The organism is Streptomyces sp. NPDC002754, from assembly GCF_053592315.1.
The window spans coordinates 1-19,429 of record NZ_JBSFVM010000058.1; the positions used below are offsets into that span (position 1 = coordinate 1).

The window sequence follows — 19,429 nt, forward strand, 5'->3', positions numbered from 1 at the left end:
GTCAACGTGCGCAACCGCGCACGCTCGGCGTGGGCATTCGTCACCATGCCCGTCCCCTCACCGGCACGCAGCCGCTGAGGAGAGATGCGACCCGTGACCGTCCTGTCGTAGGGGGCAGTCGGGAGCGCGACAAGGTGTGAACGAACCGAGCCGTACAAGCTCGGCCGTTCACGGCCGAGAAGGTGACTTGGGGTTCGTGTGTGCGCCGTGGCACCGCAGTAGGAGTGGCAACGCGGCGCCGCGCGCAGGCCGTGGCACCGTGCTGTCGTCGAGACCGTCACTGGAGGCGTCCATGTCAGATCGTCCGCAAACCCCTCAGCCCGACCGTCGCGGAGTGCTGCGCGGCGCGCTCGCCACGTCCGCGGCGCTGGCCCTTCCGACGGTCGGCGGGGCAGCCGCCGCGCCCGCGTTCGCGCTGTCCGGGCGTCCGAAGGCCGGCTGGGGCGTCCAGGCGGGCGACGTGGGCGCGCACTCGGGCCTGGTGTGGGTGCGCTCCGACCGGCCCGCGCGGATGGTCGTGGAGACGTCGGCCACCGACACGTATCGGAACGTCACCAGATGGCGGGGACCGCTGATCGGCCCCGACACGGACTTCACCGGGACGACCCGGCTGCGCGGACTGCCGCCCGGCGAGCAGATCCACTACCGCGTGCGACTCGCCGACCCGGACGACCCGCGGCGCACCGGCGAACCCGTCGAGGGGACCTTCCGTACGGCGTCCGTGTCGCGCCGGGACGGGGTGCGGTTCCTGTGGTCCGGGGACATCGCCGGGCAGGGCTGGGGCATCAACCCGGACCGCGGCGGCTACCGCGTGTACGAGGACATGCGCGCCCTCGACCCGGACTTCTTCCTGTGCAGTGGCGACAACATCTACGCCGACGGCCCGATCCTGCCGAGCGTGACGCTGCCGGACGGGCGCGTGTGGCGCAATGTGACCACCGAGGAGAAGTCCAAGGTCGCCGAGACGCTCGCCGAGTTCCGCGGCGCGTTCCGCTACAACCTGCTCGACGAGAACCTGCGCCGCTTCAACGCCCAGATCCCCACGATCACGCAGTGGGACGACCACGAGGTGCACAACAACTGGTACCCGGGCCAGATCCTCAGCGACGAGCGCTACACCGAGAAGAACGTCGATGTGCTGTCCGGCCGTGCGCTGCGCGCGTTCAGCGAGTACTTCCCCGTCTCCACGCTGCCGCCGGGCGACGACGGGAGGGTGTACCGGGTGCTGCGACAGGGGCCGCTGCTCGACGTGTTCGTGCTGGACATGCGGACGTACCGGAACGCCAACTCTCCGGGGCGGCAGACCGAGGACGCGACCGGGATCCTCGGCGCTGAGCAGCTCACGTGGCTGAAGCGGGAGCTGTCCCGCTCGCGCGCCGTGTGGAAGGTGATCGCCTCCGACATGCCGCTGGGCCTCGTCGTCCCGGACGGCACGAACTTCGAGGCGGTGGCGCAGGGCGACCCCGGCGCGCCGCTCGGGCGCGAGCTCCAGCTCGCCGAGCTGCTGCGGCACATCAAGCACGAGCGGATCACCGGCACGCTGTGGCTGACGACCGACGTGCACTACACGTCCGCGCAGCACTACGAGCCGTCGAACGCCGCGTTCAAGGACTTCGAGCCGTTCTGGGAGTTCGTGTCGGGGCCGCTCGCGGCGGGCGGGTTCAAGGCGCTGAAGCTGGACGAGACGTTCGGCCCGCGGCAGGTCTTCATCAAGTCACCGGACCGGAACAACACCTCGCCGGCCGAGACCCCGCCGTACTTCGGGGAGGTCGAGATCGACGGCGGCAGCGGGGAACTCACCGTACGGCTGCGGCAAGAGGGCGGCGACGTGCTGTTCTCGCAGACGTTGCAGCCGGGGCGGGTGGGGCAGTGACCTCTCGGCCACCCAACCCCCAAAACCAGACATAAGCATGCTTAACCCGTCGGTCACAAAGCGTTTGTGATCACGCAACACCGGTCCTGCACAGTGGGCGCATGAGTAACGAGACGCATGTTGTCGCTGTTGTCCTCTGCTGCGCCGCGGCCCTGCTCGCCGCTGCCACCGCCGGGTTCCGGCTACTCAGGACAGGACGCAAGGAGCACGCGCCACCCACGGCGGATACCGACGCCCGGCCGCCCGCCTCCACGGAACCGGAGGCCGCGGCCGGGCCGCTCGACCCGGCGAGCAGCACGCTGTGGCGGATGCGCACGACCGTGCGGGACGCGCCGGGGTCGCTGGCCGCGCTGTGCACAGTGCTCGCCCGCCGGCGGGTCGACATCCTGAGCCTTCAGACGCACCCGCTGGCGCAGGGCACCGTGGACGAGTTCCTGCTGCGCGCGCCCGAGGAGTTGACCTCGGGCGAGCTGGCCGGGGCCGTCGCGGGCGCGGGCGGCGCCGACACCTGGGTCGAGCGCGCGGACGCCCACGACCTGGTGGACGCCCCGACCCGCATCCTCGGCCTCGCCACCCGAACGGCCCTCGACGCGGCCGAACTCCCGCTCGCCCTGCGCCAGTTGCTGGGCCGCTGCACGATCAGGTCGCTGCCGGCGAAGGCGGTCGCCGCGTCCGGCGGCGCGCCGGTCGAGGGCGGCTTCGACGACACCGCGCTGCGGCTTCGTACCCCGGAGGGCGGGGTCATCGCGGTGGAGCGGCCCTATCTGCCGTTCACGCCCACCGAGTTCGCGCGCGCCCGCGCCCTCGTGGAGCTCGACACCCGGCTCGGCCCGCGGGTGCCGAACGGGGAGGACGTCCTGACGCTGCCCGAGGGCAACGACATCACCGTGCGGCGCGCCGACAGCGGCGACCTCGCCCTGTCGAGGGCGATGCACGAGCGGTGCTCGCAAGCCACGTTGCGCCGCCGCTACCACGGGCCCGTCTCCGACGCGGACCGCTACCTGAACCACCTGCTCAGCCCCCGCCACGGCCGCACCCTCGCCGCACAGACCGCCTCCGGACGGATAGTCGCCCTCGGCCACCTCCTGTGGGACGGCGACGAGACCGAGGTCGCGCTGCTCGTGGAGGACGACTGGCAGCGCCGCGGCATCGGCGCCGAACTCCTCGGCCGCCTGGTCGCGATGGCGATCGAGGCGGGGTGCGCCGGCGTGTACGCGGTGACGCAGTCGGCCAACACGGGCATGGTCGCGGCGATGCGCGGCCTCGGCCTGCCCCTCGACTACCAGATCGAGGAGGGCACGCTGGTGATCACCGCACGGCTCGATGCGGCACGGGTGGCGTCCTTGCTTCCGTACGCGGACGAGGACGCACACCCGGACGCGTACGAGCCGGCTGAGCAGCACTGAGTTCGGGCTCGGGCTCGCCCGCGCCCAACGCCCGGTCCAGGTCCGCCCACAGGTCCTCGACGTCCTCCAGGCCGACCGACAGCCGCAGCAGCCGGTCGCCGACGCCCGCCGCTCTGCGGTCGTCGGCGGCGACCACGCGGTGGCTGATCGAGGCCGGGTGCTGGATCAGCGAGTCGACGCTACCGAGGCTGACCGCCGGGGTGATCAGTCCGACCCCGGCGGTCACCGCGTGCGGGTCGCCCGCGACCTCGAAGGCGACCATGGCGCCGCCGATCCGCGGATAGTGGACGCGGGTCACGCGCGGGTCCCCGGCGAGCCGCCGGACCAGCTCCGCGGCCGTCACGGACGCGGCACGCACGCGTACGGGCAGGGTCGAGAGCCCCCGCAACAGCAGATAGCCGGCGAGCGGATGCAGCACCCCGCCGGTCGCGAACCGCACCTTGCGCAGCTCCCGCGCGAAGGCCTCGTCGCAGGCCACGACACCACCGAGGACGTCGCCGTGGCCGCCGATGTACTTCGTGGCGCTGTGCAGGACGAGCCGCGCCCCGCTCTCGGCGGGCCGCTGGAGCACGGGCGTCGCGAACGTGTTGTCGACGAGCAGCGGCACCGAGCCGCAGGCGTGCGCGACGGCCGCCAGATCGACCTCCGCGAGCGTCGGGTTGGCGGGCGATTCCACCATGACGAGGCCGGTGTCGGGCCGGATCGCGTCGGCGATCCCCGCCGGGTCGACCCATGTCACCTCGGAGCCGAGCGCTCCCGCCGTCAGCAGATGGTCGCTGCACCCGTACAGCGGGCGGACCGCGACGACGTGCCGCAGGCCCGCTCCGAGACGTACGAGGAGCACGGCCGTCAGCGCCGCCATGCCGCTCGCGAACGCGACCGCGCTGTCCGTGCCTTCGAGGCGCGCGAGTGCGGTCTCGAAGCGGGCGACGGTCGGGTTGCCGAGGCGGCCGTAGACGGGCGGCCCGTCGTCGAGGGCGCCGTCGGCGGCGAACGCGTCGATGCGGGCGGCCTCCGCGCGGGTGTCGGCGGACGGGTAGGTGGTGGACAGGTCGAGGGGCGGGGCGTGCAGGCCGAGAGCGGCGAGGTCGTCGCGGCCCGCGTGCACGGCTTCGGTGGCGAAGGCCCGGGTGCGGGCGCCGCTCGTGTCCCAGTGCGTATCCATGGTCGGCATCCTGAACAACGGGCGGGGTCTGTGATTCGACTCCCGTGCTACGTTCGGCTGATGACCGACTCCGTCGTACTCGATCCGGTCGACCTGGACATACTGCGGCTGCTGCAGAACGACGCCCGCACCACGTACCGGGACCTCGCGGCGCAGGTCGGCGTCGCGCCCTCCACGTGCCTCGACCGGGTGAACCGGCTGCGGCGCTCCGGCGTGATCCTCGGGCATGTGCTGCGGCTCGACCCGGCCAAGCTGGGCCGCGGCCTGGAGGCGCTCCTCTCGGTGCAGGTGCGCCCGCACCGCCGGGAGCTCGTCGGCCCTTTCGTGGAGCGGGTCCGCGCGCTGCCGGAGGCGCGCACCGTGTTCCATCTGACCGGTCCGGACGACTACTTGGTGCACGTCGCCGTGCACGACATGGCGGATCTTCAGCGGCTCGTGCTCGATTCGTTCACGTCGCGCCCCGAAGTGGCGCGCGTCGAGACCCGGTTGATCTTCCAGCAGTGGGAGTGCGGTCCGCTGCTTCCGCCCGCGGCGAATCATGGTGACGTGACCCCCTGACCCGTACGAGGATGTGTCGCATGCCACACACCGCGAACCCTCATCCCCCCACCGCCCCGCTGCCCCGACAGGTCGCCGACGCCTACGTCGACGCGATGGTCGCCCTCAACCCCGTGGAGGGCACCTACCTGGGCGTCCGGGAGGCCCACAGCAAGCTGCCCGACCTGTCCCCCGCAGGACTCGCCGCCGTCGCGGACCTCGCGCGGGAGACCCTCGCGCGGCTCGACGAGGCGGAGCGCGCGCCCGGCGCCGACAGCGACGTCGAGCGGCGCTGCGCCCGGCTGCTGCGCGAACGCCTGACCGCCGCGCTCGCGGTGCACGACGCTGACGAGCACCTGCGGGAGGTCTCCAACCTCGGCTCGCCGATCCACAACGCGCGCGAGGTGTTCACGGTCACCCCGACCGACACCGACGAGGACTGGGCCGCGATCGCCGAGCGGCTGCGCGCCGTGCCCGCGGCGTTCGCCGGCTACCGGGAGACGCTCGCGCTCGGCCTGGACCGCAAGCTGCACGCGGCGCCGCGGCCGACGGAGACGTTCATCGGCCAACTCGACGAGTGGCAGGGCTGGTTCGAGGAGTTCACGGCCGCGGGACCCGAGACGCTGCGCCAAGAGCTGACATCCGCGGCCCGCACGGCGGACGCCGCGACCGTCGAACTGCGCGACTGGATGCGGGACGTGTACGCGCCCGCCGTCGAGGGCGCGCCGAACGTGGTGGGCCGCGAGCGCTACGCGCGTTGGTCGCGCTACTACAACGGCACGGACCTCGATCTGGACGAGGCGTACGCGTACGGTTGGAGCGAGTTCCACCGGCTGCTCGCCGAGATGCGTACGGAAGCCGAGAAGATCCTGCCCGGCGCCGCGACCCCGTGGGTGGCGCTCGCGCACCTCGACGAGCACGGGCGGCACATCGAGGGCGTCGACGAGGTGCGGCAGTGGCTGCAGAAGCTGATGGACGAGGCGATCGGCGCGCTCGACGGAACACACTTCGAACTCGCCGACCGCGTACGGCAGGTGGAGTCCCGCATCGCGCCCGCCGGCAGCGCCGCCGCGCCGTACTACACACCTCCGTCGGAGGACTTCTCGCGCCCCGGCCGCACATGGCTGCCGACGATGGGTCAGACCCGCTTCCCCGTGTACGACTTGGTGTCGACCTGGTACCACGAGGGTGTCCCGGGCCACCATCTCCAGCTCGCCCAGTGGGCGCACGTCGCCGGTGACCTCTCCCGCTACCAGGCGACGCTCGGCATCGTCTCGGCGAACGCAGAGGGCTGGGCGCTGTACGCGGAGCGGCTGATGGACGAGTTGGGCTTCCTCACGGACGCGGAGACCCGGATCGGCTACCTGGACGCGCAGATGATGCGCGCCTGCCGCGTCATCGTCGACATCGGCATGCACCTGGAACTCGACATCCCCGCGGACTCCCCGTTCCACCCCGGCGAGCACTGGACGTCCGAGCTCGCGCAGGAGTTCTTCGGCGCGCACAGCAGCCGCCCGGCGGACTTCGTGGAGAGCGAACTGACCCGGTACCTCTCCATCCCCGGCCAGGCGATCGGCTACAAGCTGGGCGAGCGGGCGTGGCTGCTGGGCCGCGCGGGCGCGCAGGCCGCGCACGGGGACGCCTTCGACGCGAAGGCGTGGCACATGGCGGCGCTTTCGCAGGGCTCGCTGGGCCTGGACGACCTGGTGGACGAGTTGTCGAAGCTCTGAGGGACGGCCCCCTCAGCTCCGGCGGAAGCCGCCCTCCGAGTCGATGACTTGCCCGGTGATCCACGCGGCCTCGTCCGTGGCCAGCCACGCGATGAGCCGCGCCGGATCATCGGGCATCCCCCACCGCTTGGCGGGGAACAGTTCGGCGATCGAGTCGTACGCCTCGCCGTCCAGGTAACCGGTGTCCACCGGGCCGGGGTTGACGGTGTTCACGGTGACGCCTTGCGGGGCGAGGGCCGTCGCGAGTGTGCGTGTGACCGATGCGAGCGCACCCTTTTGCAGGGCGTACGCGATCTCGTCGGGCATCCCGTCGGCGATGTCCTGACCGGAGGTCATCATGACGACGCGCCCGCCGGGTGCGCCCTCGTAGGGACTCCTGTGCCGAGCGAAGGCCTGTACCAGCAGGAGAACGGAACGCGCGTCGACGGCCCAATGAGCGTCCAGCATGGCGGCGTCGATGGTGTCGAGCGTGCCGTCGCTGCCGCTGAGGGCGTGGTTGGCGACGACGATGTCGAGGCGTCCACCGAGCGCTTCCGCGGCGTCCTGGACCAGGCGCGCGGGGGCGCCGGGTTCGGTCAGATCCGCCGGCCCGTGCGCCACGACGGCGTCCGGCACGCCGCGCACCTCCCGCACGGCGTCGGCCACCTCGGCGGGCCGGTCGCCGCCCCACGGCATCGCCTCGTCGTGCGCCACGTGATGGTGCAGATACACGCTCGCCCCGTACGCGACGAGCCGCCGCGCCACGGCGAACCCGATCCCGGCGCGCCGGCTCGCACCGGTGACCAGAGCTGCACGCCCCCGCAGCGGGAGGGGTTCGCGCCGGAATTCGGTAGGGGTGGGGTGAGAGAGGCTCGGCATGGTGCGCATCATGCCGGGGTCGGGACGGGGACGCACACGGATTTCGGCGGGCCGGGGCGGGTGGGGCCGGCAAATCAAGCCCCTGCGGCGATTGAGCAGCGGGGTCCGCGGCGGATCCCCGATCTTTCCAGCCCCGCCGGCGATTGAGGCGCGGGGTCCGGGGCGGAGCCCCGTGGCCGGAGGACGGGCGGCCACGACGGGGATGGTCAGCGGCCGCAGGCCTGCCGTACCACCGACCCCTCCCGCCCCTTCACGACCTCCAACTGCGCGTGCACACGCCGCCGCAGATCGCCGACGTGGCTCACAATGCCGACGCTACGGTCCCGCTCACGCAGGGAGTCGAGAACGTCGAGCACCTCGTCGAGCGTCTGATCGTCGAGACTGCCGAACCCCTCGTCGATGAAGAGCGTGTCGAGACGGACACCCCCCGCTTCGTCCGTCACGACATCCGCGAGGCCCAGCGCCAGGGCGAGCGAGGCGAAGAACGTCTCACCCCCGGAAAGCGTCGCCGTGTCACGCTCGCGCCCCGTCCACGCGTCGACGACATGCAGGCCGAGACCCGAACGACCGCGCCCCGCAAGGGAGTCGGAGTGCACCAACGTGTAGCGGCCCGACGACATACGACGCAGCCGCGCGGTCGCCGCCGCCGCCACTTGCTCCAGGCGGGCAGCCAGTACGTACGACTCCAGGCGCATCTTGCGCTCGTTGTCGGCGGCGGTACCGGCCGCGAGGGACGCGAGGCGGGCCACCCGGTCGTACGTCTCGCGCAGCGGGCCGAGGCGCCGGGCCTCGGTGGCGGCACGGCGCGAGAGCCGGTCGAGTTCGGCGCAGCGCCGCTGCGCCGCGTCGCGCGCGGACCCGGCCGTCCGTACCCGCGCGTCGGCACCCTGCGCGGCGGCCCGCGCCGCGGCGACGTCGGCCGCCGGTCTGCGGGCGGCCTCGGCGGTGTCCTCCTCGGCGAGCACCGCGCGTACGGCCACTTCCTCCGACTGCCGCGCGTCCAGGCGGTGCTGGAGCTCGCGATGCCGGGCGTCGTCGAGCAGCGCGGCGCCCGCGGCCTCCGGCGTGTCGAACCCGGCCCGGAACGCCGCGTCGGCGAGTCGCGCGTCCGCTTCCTTGAGGCGCCGCGCCGTGTCCTCGACCGCGCGGGCCGCGTCGGCCGCCTCGGTGAGCAGCGCGCCCTGCCGCTCCAGCTGCTCCGCGCGGGCCTCGACGCTCTCGGCCACGTCGCGCGCCTCCGCCAACTCCCGTTCCAGGCCCGCCTGTTCACGGTCCAACGCGTCACGCAGCGACGTACGGGCGGCGCTGCGCTGCGCGGCCTCCTGGCGGACGGCGAGGCGCCGGTCGCGCTCGCTGTCGGCGCGGGCAAGGGTCTCGCGGGCGGGATGTGCCGTGGCCGCGAGGGCGTGTGTCTCGGCGTGTCGCGCCGTCAATTCGCGGGCTTCCTCGGCGAGTTGCGCGGCGAGCCCGTCCCCCGCCGCGGCCTTCGCCGCCGCCAGCTCCTCCCGGACGTCGCCCAGGGCGCGCTCGGCCCGGGTGCGGTGCCCGTCGGCGGTGCGGTAGGCGGCGAGCGCGGACTCCTCGGCGGCCCGGTCGACGTGTCCCTCGGACTTCCGCATGGGCGCGGGGTGTTCGCTTGCCCCGCACACGGTGCAGGGTTCGCCGTCGACGAGTGCCTCGGCGAGTTCGGCGGCGACGTCGCGCAGTCGCTGCTCCTTCAGGCCGAGCCAGTGCTCGTGCGCGGTCGCCGCCTGCTCGCGGGCGCGCAGCGCCTCGGTGTCGGCGGCTTCGGCGCGCCCGGTGAGCCGGTCGCGTTCGACGGCGGCGCGGGCCTGCTTGCGAGCCGGTTCGAGTTGTCCCGCGAGGTGTTCGGCGCGGGTGGCGGCCTCCTGCGCCTCGTCGACGCGGGCCTGGAGGTCGGCTCGCCGGGCGTCCCAGCCGTCGAGCCAGCCTTCGGTGTCGGCGAGCAGCTCGGTGTCGGCGCGCTCCTCACGGTCGAGTTCGGCGCGCTCCCGCGTGAGCCCGGCGAGCCGCCGCTCGCCCCGCCGCGCCGCGTCGAGCCCCCCGAGTTCTTGAGCGACACGCCGGGCGGCTTCGACGAGCGCCTCCGGCGAGACCGGGACGCCGGCGTCCGCGTACATCTGCTCCGCCCCGGTGCCGAACACGGAGCCGGTCCCGTCGAGGCCCGAGGCCCCCGGCGCTCCGGCGGCCGCAGACCCGCCGTGGGCCTCCGGATCGGTCGGCGTCGGGTGGAGCCCGTCTTCCGCGGCCACTTCGTCCGCACCGGCCGCCCGGCCATCGGCATGTGCGCCGCCCGCACCGTAAGCGCTGTCGACACCGGCATCCGCCCTGCGCACGGACCCCGGCCACACCGCCCGCAGCTCGCCCCGGGCGCGCCGGTCCTCCGTCAACGCCTCCCGGTGCGCCGCCTCCGACTCCTCCCGGAGGGCCAGCGCCGGTTCCACCGTCGCCGCCTTGCGGGCCCGGTCCATCCGGTCCTGGAGGGCCTGGTGCTCCCCGGCCCGCTCCTCCAGGGCCGCCTCCCGCTCGCGGGCCCGCGCGTGGCGGAGTTGCAGACGGTCCGTCTCCGTCGCCTCGGAGAGCTCACGCTGCGCCGCGATCCGCGCCGACTCGGCCGCGTCCAGGGCGAGATGGGTGTGCGTGAAGTGCTCGCGCGCGGTCGAGCGGGCGGTGGCCGCCCAGGCCAGGACGGAGTCCGCGATACCGGGGTCGCCCGGCGCCGCGTCGACGGGTTCCAGTTCCACGACGTCCCCCGCCGCCTGCTGCATACGGTGGGCGTCGGCCAGCAACTCCGCGTCGCCGGCGGCCACTTGCTTCTGCGCGCCCTTGCGGTCCTCGGCGAGCCGCTGCTCCACGGCCGCGAACCGATGCGTGTCGAAGAGCCGGCCGAGCAGCTTGCCGCGGGCCTCGGCATCGGCCCGCAGGAACCGTGCGAAGTCGCCCTGCGGGAGGAGGACCACCTGGCAGAACTGGTCCTTGCTCATGCCGAGCAGCTGCGTGATCTCCTCGCCGATCTCCTGGTGGGAGCGGCTGAGGTCCTTCCACTTCGCCGCCACGGCGTCGTACTCGCGCAGCCAGCTCTGCGCCTTCTCCGTGGTGAAGCCGGTGCCGCGCTTCTTGGGGCGGAGGTGGGGCGGCTGCCGGGTGATCTCCAGGCGGCGGCCCGCGACGGTCAGGTCGAGGGTCACCTCCGTGCGCACGCCCGCCTCGGCGTGGTCGCTGCGCAGGTTCTGGCCCTGACCGCCGCCACCCTGCCGGGCGCCGGGCACGGACCCGTACAGCGCGTAGCAGACCGCGTCGAGGACGGACGTCTTGCCCGCGCCCGTCGGCCCGTGGAGGAGGAAGAGTCCCGCCGCCGACAGGTCGTCGAAGTCGACCTTCTGCGTGGCGCCGAAGGGGCCGAACGCCGTGATCGTGAGTGTGTGCAGCCTCACCTGGCCACCTCGTGCACCACATCGTCCGCGCGGACGGCGTCGAACGCGGCCCGCAGCACCACCCGCTCGTTCTCGTCGGGCCCCGCGCCCCGGACGTGGGTCACGAAGTCCTCCGCGATCTCGTGGTCGTCACGCCCCTTGAGGCGCTCGGCGTAGCTGGCGTCGGGCTCCTCGTCGTCCGTGCGACGCGGGTCGAAGAGCAGGCTGAGGGTGTGCGGGAAACGGTCGCAGAGGCGGGCCATCGGGTCGTCCGGCCGGATCGCGTCCGTGAGCGTCGCCTCCACCCACGATTCCTCGTGGCGGTCGAGCTCCGGGGCGTCGAGGAGGTCTTCGAGGTCACCGCGGAGGCGGGCCAGCGGGCGCGGCACCGGGCAGTCGAGGCGCTCGGCGGTGACCGCGCCCTCGGCGTCGAGGTCGATCAGCCACATGCTCTTGCGGTGGTCGGCCTCCGAGAACGAGTACGGCAGCGGGGAGCCCGAGTAGCGGACCCGGTCACTGATGACCTGGCTGCCGTGCAGATGCCCGAGCGCCACGTAGTCCGCGCCGTCGAAGACCCCGGACGGGACGGCCGAGACGCCGCCCACCGTGATGTCCCGCTCGCTGTCACTGGGCGCGCCCCCGGTCACGAAGGCGTGCGCGAGGACGACGGACCTGGTGTCGGCCGGGCGTGCGGCGAGGTCGGTCCGCACGCGCTCCATGGCGGCGGCCAGCACCTGCTCGTGCCCGGCCTTCGCCACCCCGAACTCGTCCTTCACCAGCGCCGGTTCGAGATACGGCAGTCCGTAGAACGCGACGTCGCCGTGCGCGTCCGGCAGCACGATCGGCTCCCCGCAACGGGACGGATCCGTCCGCAGGTGGATGCCGGCCCGGCCGATGAGGCCCGCGCCGACGCCGAGGCGGCGGGCCGAGTCGTGGTTCCCGGAGATCATCACGGTGGGCACGCCGAGTTCGGCGAGGCGGTGCAGGGCGTCGTCGTAGAGCTCCACGGCGGCGAGTGGCGGCACCGCCCGGTCGTACACGTCACCCGACACGACCACGGCGTCGACGTCGCGCTCGCGCGCGGTCGCCACGAGGTGGGCGATGAACGCGGACTGGGCGTCGAGCATGTTCACGCGGTGGAAGGAGCGGCCCAGGTGCCAGTCGGATGTGTGCAGGAACCTCATGTTGCACGAGGCTAACGGGTGGGTCTGACATGGCGGGGGGTTACGCCCGGGTGACCTGTTGCGGGAGCCGGTCCCCACGACTCGGGGCTCTGCCCCGGACCCCGCGCCTCAATCGCCGGCGGGGCTTCAAAAGATCGGGGCTCCGCCCCGGACCCCGCTGCTCAATCGCCGCAGGGGCTTAATGCCGGTCACCCGTAGGCCTCGCCGCCCAGTTCGAAGACCGCCGTGCCCGCCGTTGCATCGGCGAGCCAACCCCGGAAGCGGGCGATGTCCGATTCCGGGAGGCCGATCTCGATGGTGACCTCCGCGCCGTACCGGACATCCCGGACCTCGCAGCCCGTGGACCGCAGGTCGTTCTCCGTCTTGCCCGCGCGCGCGTGGTCGACCGTCACCGTGGCGAGGCGGAAGCGGCGGCGCGTCACCGTGCCGAGTGTGTCGAGGGCTTCGCCCACCGCGCCTCCGTAGGCGCGGATGAGGCCACCGGCGCCGAGCTTCACGCCGCCGAAGTAGCGGGTGACCACGGCGACGACGTAGCGCATGTCGCGCCGGGTGAGCATCTGCAGCATCGGCACGCCCGCGGTGCCGCCCGGCTCGCCGTCGTCGCTCGCCTTCTGTACGGAGGCGTCGGCCCCGATGACGTAGGCGTAGCAGTTGTGGTTGGCCGTCGGGTGTTCCTTGCGGACGCGCGCGACGAAGGCCTGGGCCTCCTCCTCGGTCGCGGCGGGCGCGAGCGCGCACAGGAACCGGGAGCGGCTGATCTCTGTCTCGTGCACGCCCTCGCGGGCCACCGTGCGGTACTCGTCCTGCATCGGACCAGCGTATGCGCAGGTCGTACAGGACTCGCCCCCGCCCGATGCACAGGTGACGATGTGATGGATACTCGCTCGTCGTCCCAGACAGTCACCCAAGTCACCCGAGACGCCCAAGTAGTCCGAGCCGCCCGAGTCACCCGAGTCACCCGACAGGAAACGCCCGCCACATGACCGGCACCCCGGCCGAGAGTCCTGCCGCACCCGCAGCCTCCACGAGCCGCTTCCGCTCCTGGCTGCTGGAGGGGCTGAGCGAGCAGACGGCCCGCCATCAGGGTCCGCACGGGCACGCGCCCGAGGAGCACAAGGGTCACAAGTGGTGGCGCGTGATGTGTCTGACGGGTGTCGACTACTTCTCGACGCTCGGCTACCAGCCGGGGATCGCGGCGCTCGCGGCAGGACTCCTTTCGCCGCTGGCGACGCTCGTTCTCATCGCGCTCACGCTGCTGGGCGCCCTGCCGGTGTACCGCAGGGTCGCGAAGGAGTCGCCGCACGGCGAGGGTTCGATCGCGATGCTGGAGCGGCTGCTGCCCTGGTGGGCGGGGAAGCTGTTCGTCCTCGTACTGCTCGGCTTCGCCGCCACCGACTTCATGATCACGATGACGCTCTCGGCGGCGGACGCGGCGGCGCACGTCGTCGAGAACCCGTTCGCGCCCTCCGGCCTGCACGGCGAGAACATCTGGATCACGCTCGCGCTGCTCGTGGCGCTCGGCGCGGTCTTCCTCAAGGGTTTCGGGGAGGCGATCCGGGTCGCGGTGGTGCTCGTGGGCGCGTATCTGGCCCTGAACATCGTCGTGCTGGTCACAGCTGCCGCCCATGTGTTCACCGAGCCGGTCAAGATCGGCAACTGGTGGGACGCGATGACGGCCGAGCACTCCTCCCCGTTCATGATGGTCGGCGTCGCGCTGCTCATGTTCCCGAAGCTGGCGCTCGGCATGTCCGGGTTCGAGACGGGCGTCGCCGTGATGCCGCAGGTCCGGGGTGACTCCACGGACACGTACGCGAAGCCGAAGGGCCGCATCCGCGACACCCGCAAGCTGCTCACGACGGCCGCGCTGATCATGAGCTGTTTTCTGCTCCTGTCCAGCCTCGCGACGACGATCCTGATCCCGCAGCACGAGTTCGAGTCCGGCGGCTCGGCGAACGGCCGCGCGCTCGCTTATCTCGCGCACGCCTATCTCGGCGAGGGCTTCGGCACGGTCTACGACGTCTCCACGATCGCCATCCTGTGGTTCGCGGGCGCCTCCGCGATGGCAGGCCTGCTCAACCTGGTCCCCCGCTATCTGCCCCGCTACGGCATGGCGCCCGAGTGGACGCGGGCCGTGCGCCCGCTGGTCCTCGTCTTCATGGCGGCGGCGGTCCTCATCACCCTCTGGTTCAACGCCGACGTCGACGACCAGTCCGGCGCGTACGCGACCGGCGTGCTGGTGCTGATGCTCTCCGCTTCGTTCGCGTCGACGGTCGCGGTGCACCGGCGTGGCCATCGAAAGTCGACGGTCGGCTTCGGCGCGATCACCGCGGTCTTCGCCTACACCCTGGTCACGAACGTCGTGGAACGCCCCGACGGCATCAAGATCGCGATCATCTTCATCGCGGCGATCCTCATCACCTCCTTCGCGTCCCGTGTCCACCGCGCCTTCGAACTGCGCGCGGGCGCGGTCACGTACGACGAGACGGCCCTGCGGCTGATCGACGAGGTGGCGGCGCAGGGCCCGCTGCGGATCATCGCGAACGAGCCGCAGGAGCACACCACCGCGGAGTACCGCGACAAGGAGCACTGCCAGCGCGAGGACACGCCCATGCCGGACGACGGCCGGGTGCTGTTCCTGGAGGTCTTCATCCAGGACTCCTCCGACTTCACCGAGGACCTGCTCGTCCACGGCGACGAGAAGCACGGCGTGCGCCGCCTTCGGGTGCGCGGCCCCGGCGTCCCCAACACGGCCGCCGCCGTCCTCATGGACCTGCGCGAACGCACCGGCAGCGTCCCGCACGCCTACTTCAACTGGACCGAGGGCCACCCCGTCGGCCACCTGCTGCGCTTCCTGGTGTTCGGCGACGGCGAGGTCGCCCCGGTCACCCGCGAAGTGCTGCGCCGCGCCGAACCCGATCCGGAGCGCCGGCCGCGCGTCCACGTGGGCTGAGCTGCTCCGGAATCCCCGCGCCGTGCGGGGAGTTGTCCCGTACGGACAGTACGGATACCAGGCACACCCCTCAGGAGGTCCCATGTACGGCGATCACGACACGGTCCGCAAGATCCTCACCGAGACCGGGGACACCTGGGCGGTGGTCGGCCTCTCCTCGAACCAGTCCCGCGCCGCCTATGGGGTCGCCGACGTCCTGCAGCGCTTCGGCAAGCGGGTCGTGCCGGTGCATCCGAAGGCGGAGACCGTGCACGGGGAGCAGGGCTACGTGTCGCTCGCGGACATCCCGTTCCCGGTTGATGTGGTCGATGTCTTCGTCAACAGCGAGCTCGCCGGGCCCGTCGCCGACGAAGGCGCCGCCATCGGCGCGAAGGCCGTGTGGTTCCAGCTCGGTGTCGTCGACGAGGGGGCGTACGAGCGGATTCGCGCCGCGGGACTGGACATGGTCATGGACAAGTGCCCCGCCATCGAGATCCCGCGGCTCGACTGAACCGGCGCGGCCACCCGTCCCCCGCTCCCGGGGCTCCGCCCCGGACCCCGCTGCTCAATCGCCGCAGGGGCTTGAGGTGGTCACCCGTCGCAGAGGGATGGATGGGCCCACCCGCCGCGGAGGCTTGATCGCCTCAATCGCCGGCGGGGCTTGAGGCGATCAAGCCCCGGCGGCGATTGAGGCGATCTTTTCAGCCCCGCCGGCGTTTGAGGCGCGGGGTCCGGGGCGGAGCCCCGTGAGCGGGGCCCCTACGGCTGCGCGAACTCGCCGTCCGTGGAGGCGCCGGAGGCGATGCCGTATTCGGGTTCCGGGACCGACGTGGGGGACAGCAGCGTGGAGCGGCGGCCGTCCACGCCGACCGGGACGTCGCCGTCGATGGTGACGCGGCGCAGGGTGCGGGTGTGGGCGTCGGAGTCGTCCACGCCGTAGTGCTGGGTGGCCCGGTTGTCCCAGATGGCGACGTCGCCGGCGCGCCACTGCCAGCGGACCGTGTTCTCCGGCCGTTCGACGTGCGACTGGAGGATGTTGATCAGCGCGCGTGAGTCGCGGGCGTTGAACCCGGTGAGCTTCTGCAGGAAGTTGCCGAGGATCAGGGTGCGTTCGCCGCTCTCCGGGTGTACGCGCACGACCGGGTGCTCGGTCTGGAACGTGGTCGACGTGAACACCTTGCGGTGCTGTTGGAGCGCCTCGGACGGGGCCTCCGGGCGGGCCGCCGCGTAGTCGTAGTCGTTGGTGTGCACACCGCGCAGGCTGTCGGCCAACACCCGGACGGGCTCCGGGAGTTCGGCGTACGCGGCCGCGGTGTTGGACCACAGGGTGTTGCCACCGTACGGCGGGACGACCTCGGCGCGCAGGATGGAGAACGCGGGGTAAGCGGGCACGAACGTGACGTCGGTGTGCCACTGGTTGGCGCGCCCGCCGTGCTCGTTGTCGATGCCGAGCGCGTAGCGGCCGTCGACGGACGGGACGGTGGGGTGGGCGACCGGGGTGCCGAGGAGGCGGGCGAACGCCTCGTGGCTCCCGGCGTCGAGGTGGTCCTGGTCGCGGAAGAAGACGACCTTGTGTTCCACGATGGCGGCCCGGACCGCGGCCACGGTGGCCTCGTCCAGGTCGCCGCCGAGACGGACCCCGGAGACGACGGAGCCGATCCGGCCACCGACCTTCTCGACGGTGACGGCGGGCGCGGTGGGTGCGGTGGACGTCATGGCGGGACCTCTTCACTGGGTGGGTGGGCGGTTTCCGCTTCGGCCGGGGCGGCGGGCCGCGGCGCTCATGAACAGGAGCTTGGCCAGCGGTCCGAGAGCCGGTCAAGGTCCTTCGGGAGCGCTTCACGACCTTGCAATGCGTGGCAATACGTGCGACATGTCAAGGGGTGACTCGGCGGTCCGGGGTACTCGCCGGGGATGGATCGTCTATCGCACATCCGACACGAAGATCACGAGGATCGGGACGCGCAGGAGCGGTTCGGTCCGGACCCGGAGGTGGAGCGCCGTTCTCCGGACTCTCCGACGCAGCTGCCGAAGCGCTCGTGGTGGGCCGCGCTGCGAGGGACGCTCAAGGAGTTCAAGGACGACGAGCTGATCGACCGTGCGGCGGCGCTGACCTACTACAGCGTGCTTTCGCTCTTCCCCGCCCTGCTGGTGCTGGTGTCACTGCTGGGCGTCGCGGGCGAGTCGGCCACCGACAAGCTGCTCGCCAACGTCAGGCAGCTGCCTCCCGGATCGGTGCGGGACATCATCACCCGGGCAGTCGAGCAGTTGCAGGGAAACGCCGGGCTCGGCTCTGTCATGGCGCTGGTCGGCCTGGCCCTGGCCGTGTGGTCGGCGTCCGGTTACGTGGCGGGGTTCATCCGCACGGCCAACGCCGTGTACGACATGCCCGAGGGCCGCCCGGTCTGGAAGGTGTTGCCGATACGTCTCGGCGTGACCGTGGTGCTGATGCTCCTGGCCGTCGTCAGCGCGCTCATCGTGGTCTTCACCGGCAGTCTCGCCAAGGAGGCCGGCGCCGCGCTCGGCATCGGTGACACGGTCCTTACGGTGTGGTCGGTCGCCAAGTGGCCGGTCGTGGCCCTCCTGGTCATCACCATGATCGCGATTCTGTTCTGGGCCACCCCGAACGCGAAGGTGCGTGGCTTCCGCTGGGTCACTCCGGGCAGCTTCCTGTCGCTGGTGCTGTGGCTGGTGGCCTCCGCCGGTTTCGCCTTCTACGTCGCCAACTTCGCCTCGTACAACAAGACCTACGGCACCTTCGCCGGCGTGATCGTCTTCCTGGTCTGGCTGTGGGTGAGCAACCTGGCCGTTCTGCTCGGCCTTGAATTCGACGCCGAGGCGGTGCGGCAGAAGGCGATCGCAGGCGGCCACCCGGCAGAGGAGGAGCCGTACGCGCAGCCGCGTGACACGGCCAAGTGGGACGAGCAGGACCGGCGTCGCATGGACATGGACTGACGGGTACTCGACCGACCGATTGAACCGACCGATTGAGGAGATGAGGGGAGACCATCATGCAGTCGAGTGGCGACCGCACGGCGTTCGCGCGGGGCGAGGCACCGGTGAGCGAGCTGGTCCAGCAAGCCTCGCGGCAGCTGACGGAGCTGATGCGTTCCGAGATGCGGCTGGCGCGGATGGAGACGGCCGAGAAGGCCAAGCGCTTCGGCTTCGGCGGCGGCATGTTCGGCGGCGCGGGACTGGTCGGTTTCCTCGCCTGCCAGGCGCTGGTGGCCACTGCCGTCGCCGCTCTTGCCCTGGCCGTGCCGCTGTGGGTCTCGGGGCTTGTCATCACCGGCGTGCTGCTGATCATCGCTGCCGTCATGGCGGCCCTGGGCAGGAAGCAGCTCCGCAGGGCCACGCCTCCCGCGCCGCGGCAGACCATCGAGAGCGTCACCGCCGACATCGACGAGATCAGGGAGAGGGCCCACCGATGACCCCGGACAAGTCCACCGAGAAGACGTCCGCTCCTGGCGCGGAAGAACTGCGTGAGCACATCGAGGACACCCGCGAGGAGTTGGGGCAGACCGTGTCGGAACTGGCCGCCAAGGCCGACGTCAAGGCCCGCGCCCGGGACACGGCGGCGCAGGCCAAACAGCGGGCGGACGACAAGACCGCGGAGTTGCGGACCCAGGTCGCCGACAAGGCCGCCCATGCGGCGCGGCGCGTCAAGGACAAGGCCCCCGAGCCGGTGAAGTACGGGGCTGCCCGCGCCACGGACCAGCTGCGGACCACCGCCACCCGGGCGGGCCACCTGGTGCAGGACAAGGCTCCCCGCTCCGTCACGGACACCGCGCACCGTGGCGTGGGCGCCGCCCGACGGAACCGGGCGCGGCTGTTGGGCGGCACCGGGGCGCTCGTGATCGTCGCCGTCCTCGCGCGGCGGCGCCGGAGGGGGCACCGTCGATGAAACCCGTCGAGATCGCCTACAAGCCCGTCGGACTGCTCCTGGGTGCCACCAGCGGCTGATCGCCGGAGCGGTGTTCAAGAAGACCTGGAAGGTGCTCCGGCAAGAGGACGACGCGCCCGATGCCACCGATGAGGACCGCACGTGGCGAGAGGTGCTCCTGGCCGCCGCGGTGCAGGGCGCCATCTTCTCCGTGGTCAAGACGGCCGTCGACCGGGGCGGCGCCACCGTCACCCGCGGCCTGACCGGCACCTGGCCCGACTGAGGAACGGGTACGACGACAACCCAGAGCCGGCCTCACGTCAACCTGACAGGCCCTAGTAGTGCTTCGTTAGGTTCTGGCTCTGGTGAGCGGACGGCCGCAGGTGGTGCAGATGCCGGTCCAGCACCGCAGCATGTCCTGGAGGGTGTC

The 19,429-nt window shown here is 72.1% G+C and carries 15 protein-coding genes and 1 pseudogene; 10 read left to right on the top strand and 6 right to left on the bottom strand.

The window, feature by feature from the left end:
* The first annotated feature begins 292 nt into the window (after positions 1-292).
* Positions 293-1,873 (top strand): alkaline phosphatase D family protein, encoded by a 1,581-nt coding sequence (locus ACWD2L_RS40120; RefSeq protein ID WP_351344092.1) that lies wholly within the window; start codon positions 293-295, stop codon positions 1,871-1,873.
* A gap of 101 nt (positions 1,874-1,974) precedes the next feature.
* Complete coding sequence (locus ACWD2L_RS40125; protein ID WP_351344095.1) at positions 1,975-3,279, top strand: GNAT family N-acetyltransferase; 1,305 nt, start codon at positions 1,975-1,977, stop codon at positions 3,277-3,279.
* Here ACWD2L_RS40125 and ACWD2L_RS40130 read toward each other — a convergent pair.
* Positions 3,182-4,453, bottom strand: coding sequence for a trans-sulfuration enzyme family protein (locus ACWD2L_RS40130; RefSeq protein ID WP_351344098.1), 1,272 nt, complete (start codon positions 4,451-4,453; stop codon positions 3,182-3,184). The genes ACWD2L_RS40125 and ACWD2L_RS40130 overlap by 98 nt on opposite strands.
* A 51-nt stretch (positions 4,454-4,504) precedes the next feature.
* Here ACWD2L_RS40130 and ACWD2L_RS40135 point away from each other — a divergent pair, with 51 nt between their 5' ends.
* Both ACWD2L_RS40135 and ACWD2L_RS40140 read left to right on the top strand, forming a co-directional pair.
* A complete protein-coding gene (locus ACWD2L_RS40135) occupies positions 4,505-5,002 on the top strand; it encodes an Lrp/AsnC family transcriptional regulator (RefSeq protein ID WP_351344101.1) in 498 nt (165 codons plus the stop codon).
* A 20-nt stretch (positions 5,003-5,022) separates the two neighbouring features.
* Positions 5,023-6,711 carry a DUF885 domain-containing protein gene (locus ACWD2L_RS40140; RefSeq protein ID WP_351344104.1) on the top strand — a complete coding sequence of 563 codons (1,689 nt, stop codon included), beginning with the start codon at positions 5,023-5,025 and terminating at the stop codon, positions 6,709-6,711.
* A 12-nt stretch (positions 6,712-6,723) separates the two neighbouring features.
* Here the strand turns inward: ACWD2L_RS40140 and ACWD2L_RS40145 are convergent, their stop codons facing one another.
* The 4 genes from ACWD2L_RS40145 to ACWD2L_RS40160 all read right to left on the bottom strand — a co-directional run bounded on the left by ACWD2L_RS40145 (position 6,724) and on the right by ACWD2L_RS40160 (position 12,996).
* Positions 6,724-7,569, bottom strand: coding sequence for an SDR family oxidoreductase (locus ACWD2L_RS40145; RefSeq protein WP_351344107.1), 846 nt, complete (start codon positions 7,567-7,569; stop codon positions 6,724-6,726).
* 206 nt (positions 7,570-7,775) lie between these two features.
* Positions 7,776-11,024, bottom strand: coding sequence for an SMC family ATPase (locus ACWD2L_RS40150; RefSeq protein WP_351344110.1), 3,249 nt, complete (start codon positions 11,022-11,024; stop codon positions 7,776-7,778).
* Positions 11,021-12,187 carry an exonuclease SbcCD subunit D gene (locus tag ACWD2L_RS40155; protein ID WP_351344113.1) on the bottom strand — a complete coding sequence of 389 codons (1,167 nt, stop codon included), beginning with the start codon at positions 12,185-12,187 and terminating at the stop codon, positions 11,021-11,023. Before ACWD2L_RS40155 ends, ACWD2L_RS40150 begins: the two co-directional genes overlap by 4 nt.
* Before the next feature lie 188 nt (positions 12,188-12,375).
* Positions 12,376-12,996: a YigZ family protein gene (locus ACWD2L_RS40160; protein WP_351344116.1), complete on the bottom strand. Its 621-nt coding sequence runs from the start codon at positions 12,994-12,996 to the stop codon at positions 12,376-12,378.
* 170 nt (positions 12,997-13,166) lie between these two features.
* Here ACWD2L_RS40160 and ACWD2L_RS40165 point away from each other — a divergent pair, with 170 nt between their 5' ends.
* Both ACWD2L_RS40165 and ACWD2L_RS40170 read left to right on the top strand, forming a co-directional pair.
* A complete protein-coding gene (locus tag ACWD2L_RS40165; RefSeq protein WP_351344119.1) occupies positions 13,167-15,137 on the top strand; it encodes an APC family permease in 1,971 nt (656 codons plus the stop codon).
* 82 nt (positions 15,138-15,219) lie between these two features.
* The gene (locus ACWD2L_RS40170) at positions 15,220-15,627 is read left to right on the top strand and encodes a CoA-binding protein (protein WP_351344122.1); all 408 of its coding nucleotides are present in this window, start codon (positions 15,220-15,222) and stop codon (positions 15,625-15,627) included.
* Positions 15,628-15,875: 248 nt separating this feature from the next.
* On the opposite strand, the gene ACWD2L_RS40175 is transcribed toward ACWD2L_RS40170, so the two are convergent.
* Entirely contained in the window at positions 15,876-16,832 is a 957-nt protein-coding gene (locus ACWD2L_RS40175) for a TauD/TfdA dioxygenase family protein (protein ID WP_351332016.1), read from the bottom strand.
* A gap of 198 nt (positions 16,833-17,030) precedes the next feature.
* Between ACWD2L_RS40175 and ACWD2L_RS40180 the strand changes: the two genes are divergently transcribed.
* From ACWD2L_RS40180 to ACWD2L_RS40195, 4 genes and pseudogenes are all read left to right on the top strand, one after another.
* Positions 17,031-18,071, top strand: a complete 1,041-nt coding sequence (locus ACWD2L_RS40180; protein ID WP_351332013.1) for a YihY/virulence factor BrkB family protein — start codon at positions 17,031-17,033, stop codon at positions 18,069-18,071.
* A gap of 56 nt (positions 18,072-18,127) precedes the next feature.
* Positions 18,128-18,547, top strand: coding sequence for a phage holin family protein (locus ACWD2L_RS40185; RefSeq protein WP_351332011.1), 420 nt, complete (start codon positions 18,128-18,130; stop codon positions 18,545-18,547).
* On the top strand, positions 18,544-19,020 hold the full coding sequence (locus ACWD2L_RS40190; protein WP_351332009.1) for a DUF3618 domain-containing protein: 477 nt from the start codon (positions 18,544-18,546) through the stop codon (positions 19,018-19,020). The genes ACWD2L_RS40185 and ACWD2L_RS40190 overlap by 4 nt, the downstream gene beginning before the upstream one ends.
* Positions 19,017-19,282: pseudogene (locus ACWD2L_RS40195) on the top strand (DUF4235 domain-containing protein). Before ACWD2L_RS40190 ends, ACWD2L_RS40195 begins: the two are co-directional and overlap by 4 nt.
* The last annotated feature ends 147 nt before the right edge of the window (positions 19,283-19,429 follow it).

Excerpts from the sequence above, each read along its gene's own strand:
- ACWD2L_RS40125 (WP_351344095.1), top strand. The coding sequence starts at position 1,975 with ATGAGTAACGAGACGCATGTTGTCGCTGTTGTCCTCTGCTGCGCCGCG.
- ACWD2L_RS40160 (WP_351344116.1), bottom strand. The coding sequence starts at position 12,996 with ATGCAGGACGAGTACCGCACGGTGGCCCGCGAGGGCGTGCACGAGACA.
- ACWD2L_RS40190 (WP_351332009.1), top strand. The coding sequence starts at position 18,544 with ATGACCCCGGACAAGTCCACCGAGAAGACGTCCGCTCCTGGCGCGGAA.
- ACWD2L_RS40185 (WP_351332011.1), top strand. The coding sequence starts at position 18,128 with ATGCAGTCGAGTGGCGACCGCACGGCGTTCGCGCGGGGCGAGGCACCG.
- ACWD2L_RS40155 (WP_351344113.1), bottom strand. The coding sequence starts at position 12,187 with ATGAGGTTCCTGCACACATCCGACTGGCACCTGGGCCGCTCCTTCCAC.
- ACWD2L_RS40140 (WP_351344104.1), top strand. The coding sequence starts at position 5,023 with ATGCCACACACCGCGAACCCTCATCCCCCCACCGCCCCGCTGCCCCGA.
- ACWD2L_RS40130 (WP_351344098.1), bottom strand. The coding sequence starts at position 4,453 with ATGCCGACCATGGATACGCACTGGGACACGAGCGGCGCCCGCACCCGG.
- ACWD2L_RS40145 (WP_351344107.1), bottom strand. The coding sequence starts at position 7,569 with ATGCCGAGCCTCTCTCACCCCACCCCTACCGAATTCCGGCGCGAACCC.
- ACWD2L_RS40120 (WP_351344092.1), top strand. The coding sequence starts at position 293 with ATGTCAGATCGTCCGCAAACCCCTCAGCCCGACCGTCGCGGAGTGCTG.
- ACWD2L_RS40170 (WP_351344122.1), top strand. The coding sequence starts at position 15,220 with ATGTACGGCGATCACGACACGGTCCGCAAGATCCTCACCGAGACCGGG.
- ACWD2L_RS40135 (WP_351344101.1), top strand. The coding sequence starts at position 4,505 with ATGACCGACTCCGTCGTACTCGATCCGGTCGACCTGGACATACTGCGG.
- ACWD2L_RS40175 (WP_351332016.1), bottom strand. The coding sequence starts at position 16,832 with ATGACGTCCACCGCACCCACCGCGCCCGCCGTCACCGTCGAGAAGGTC.
- ACWD2L_RS40165 (WP_351344119.1), top strand. The coding sequence starts at position 13,167 with ATGACCGGCACCCCGGCCGAGAGTCCTGCCGCACCCGCAGCCTCCACG.
- ACWD2L_RS40180 (WP_351332013.1), top strand. The coding sequence starts at position 17,031 with ATGGATCGTCTATCGCACATCCGACACGAAGATCACGAGGATCGGGAC.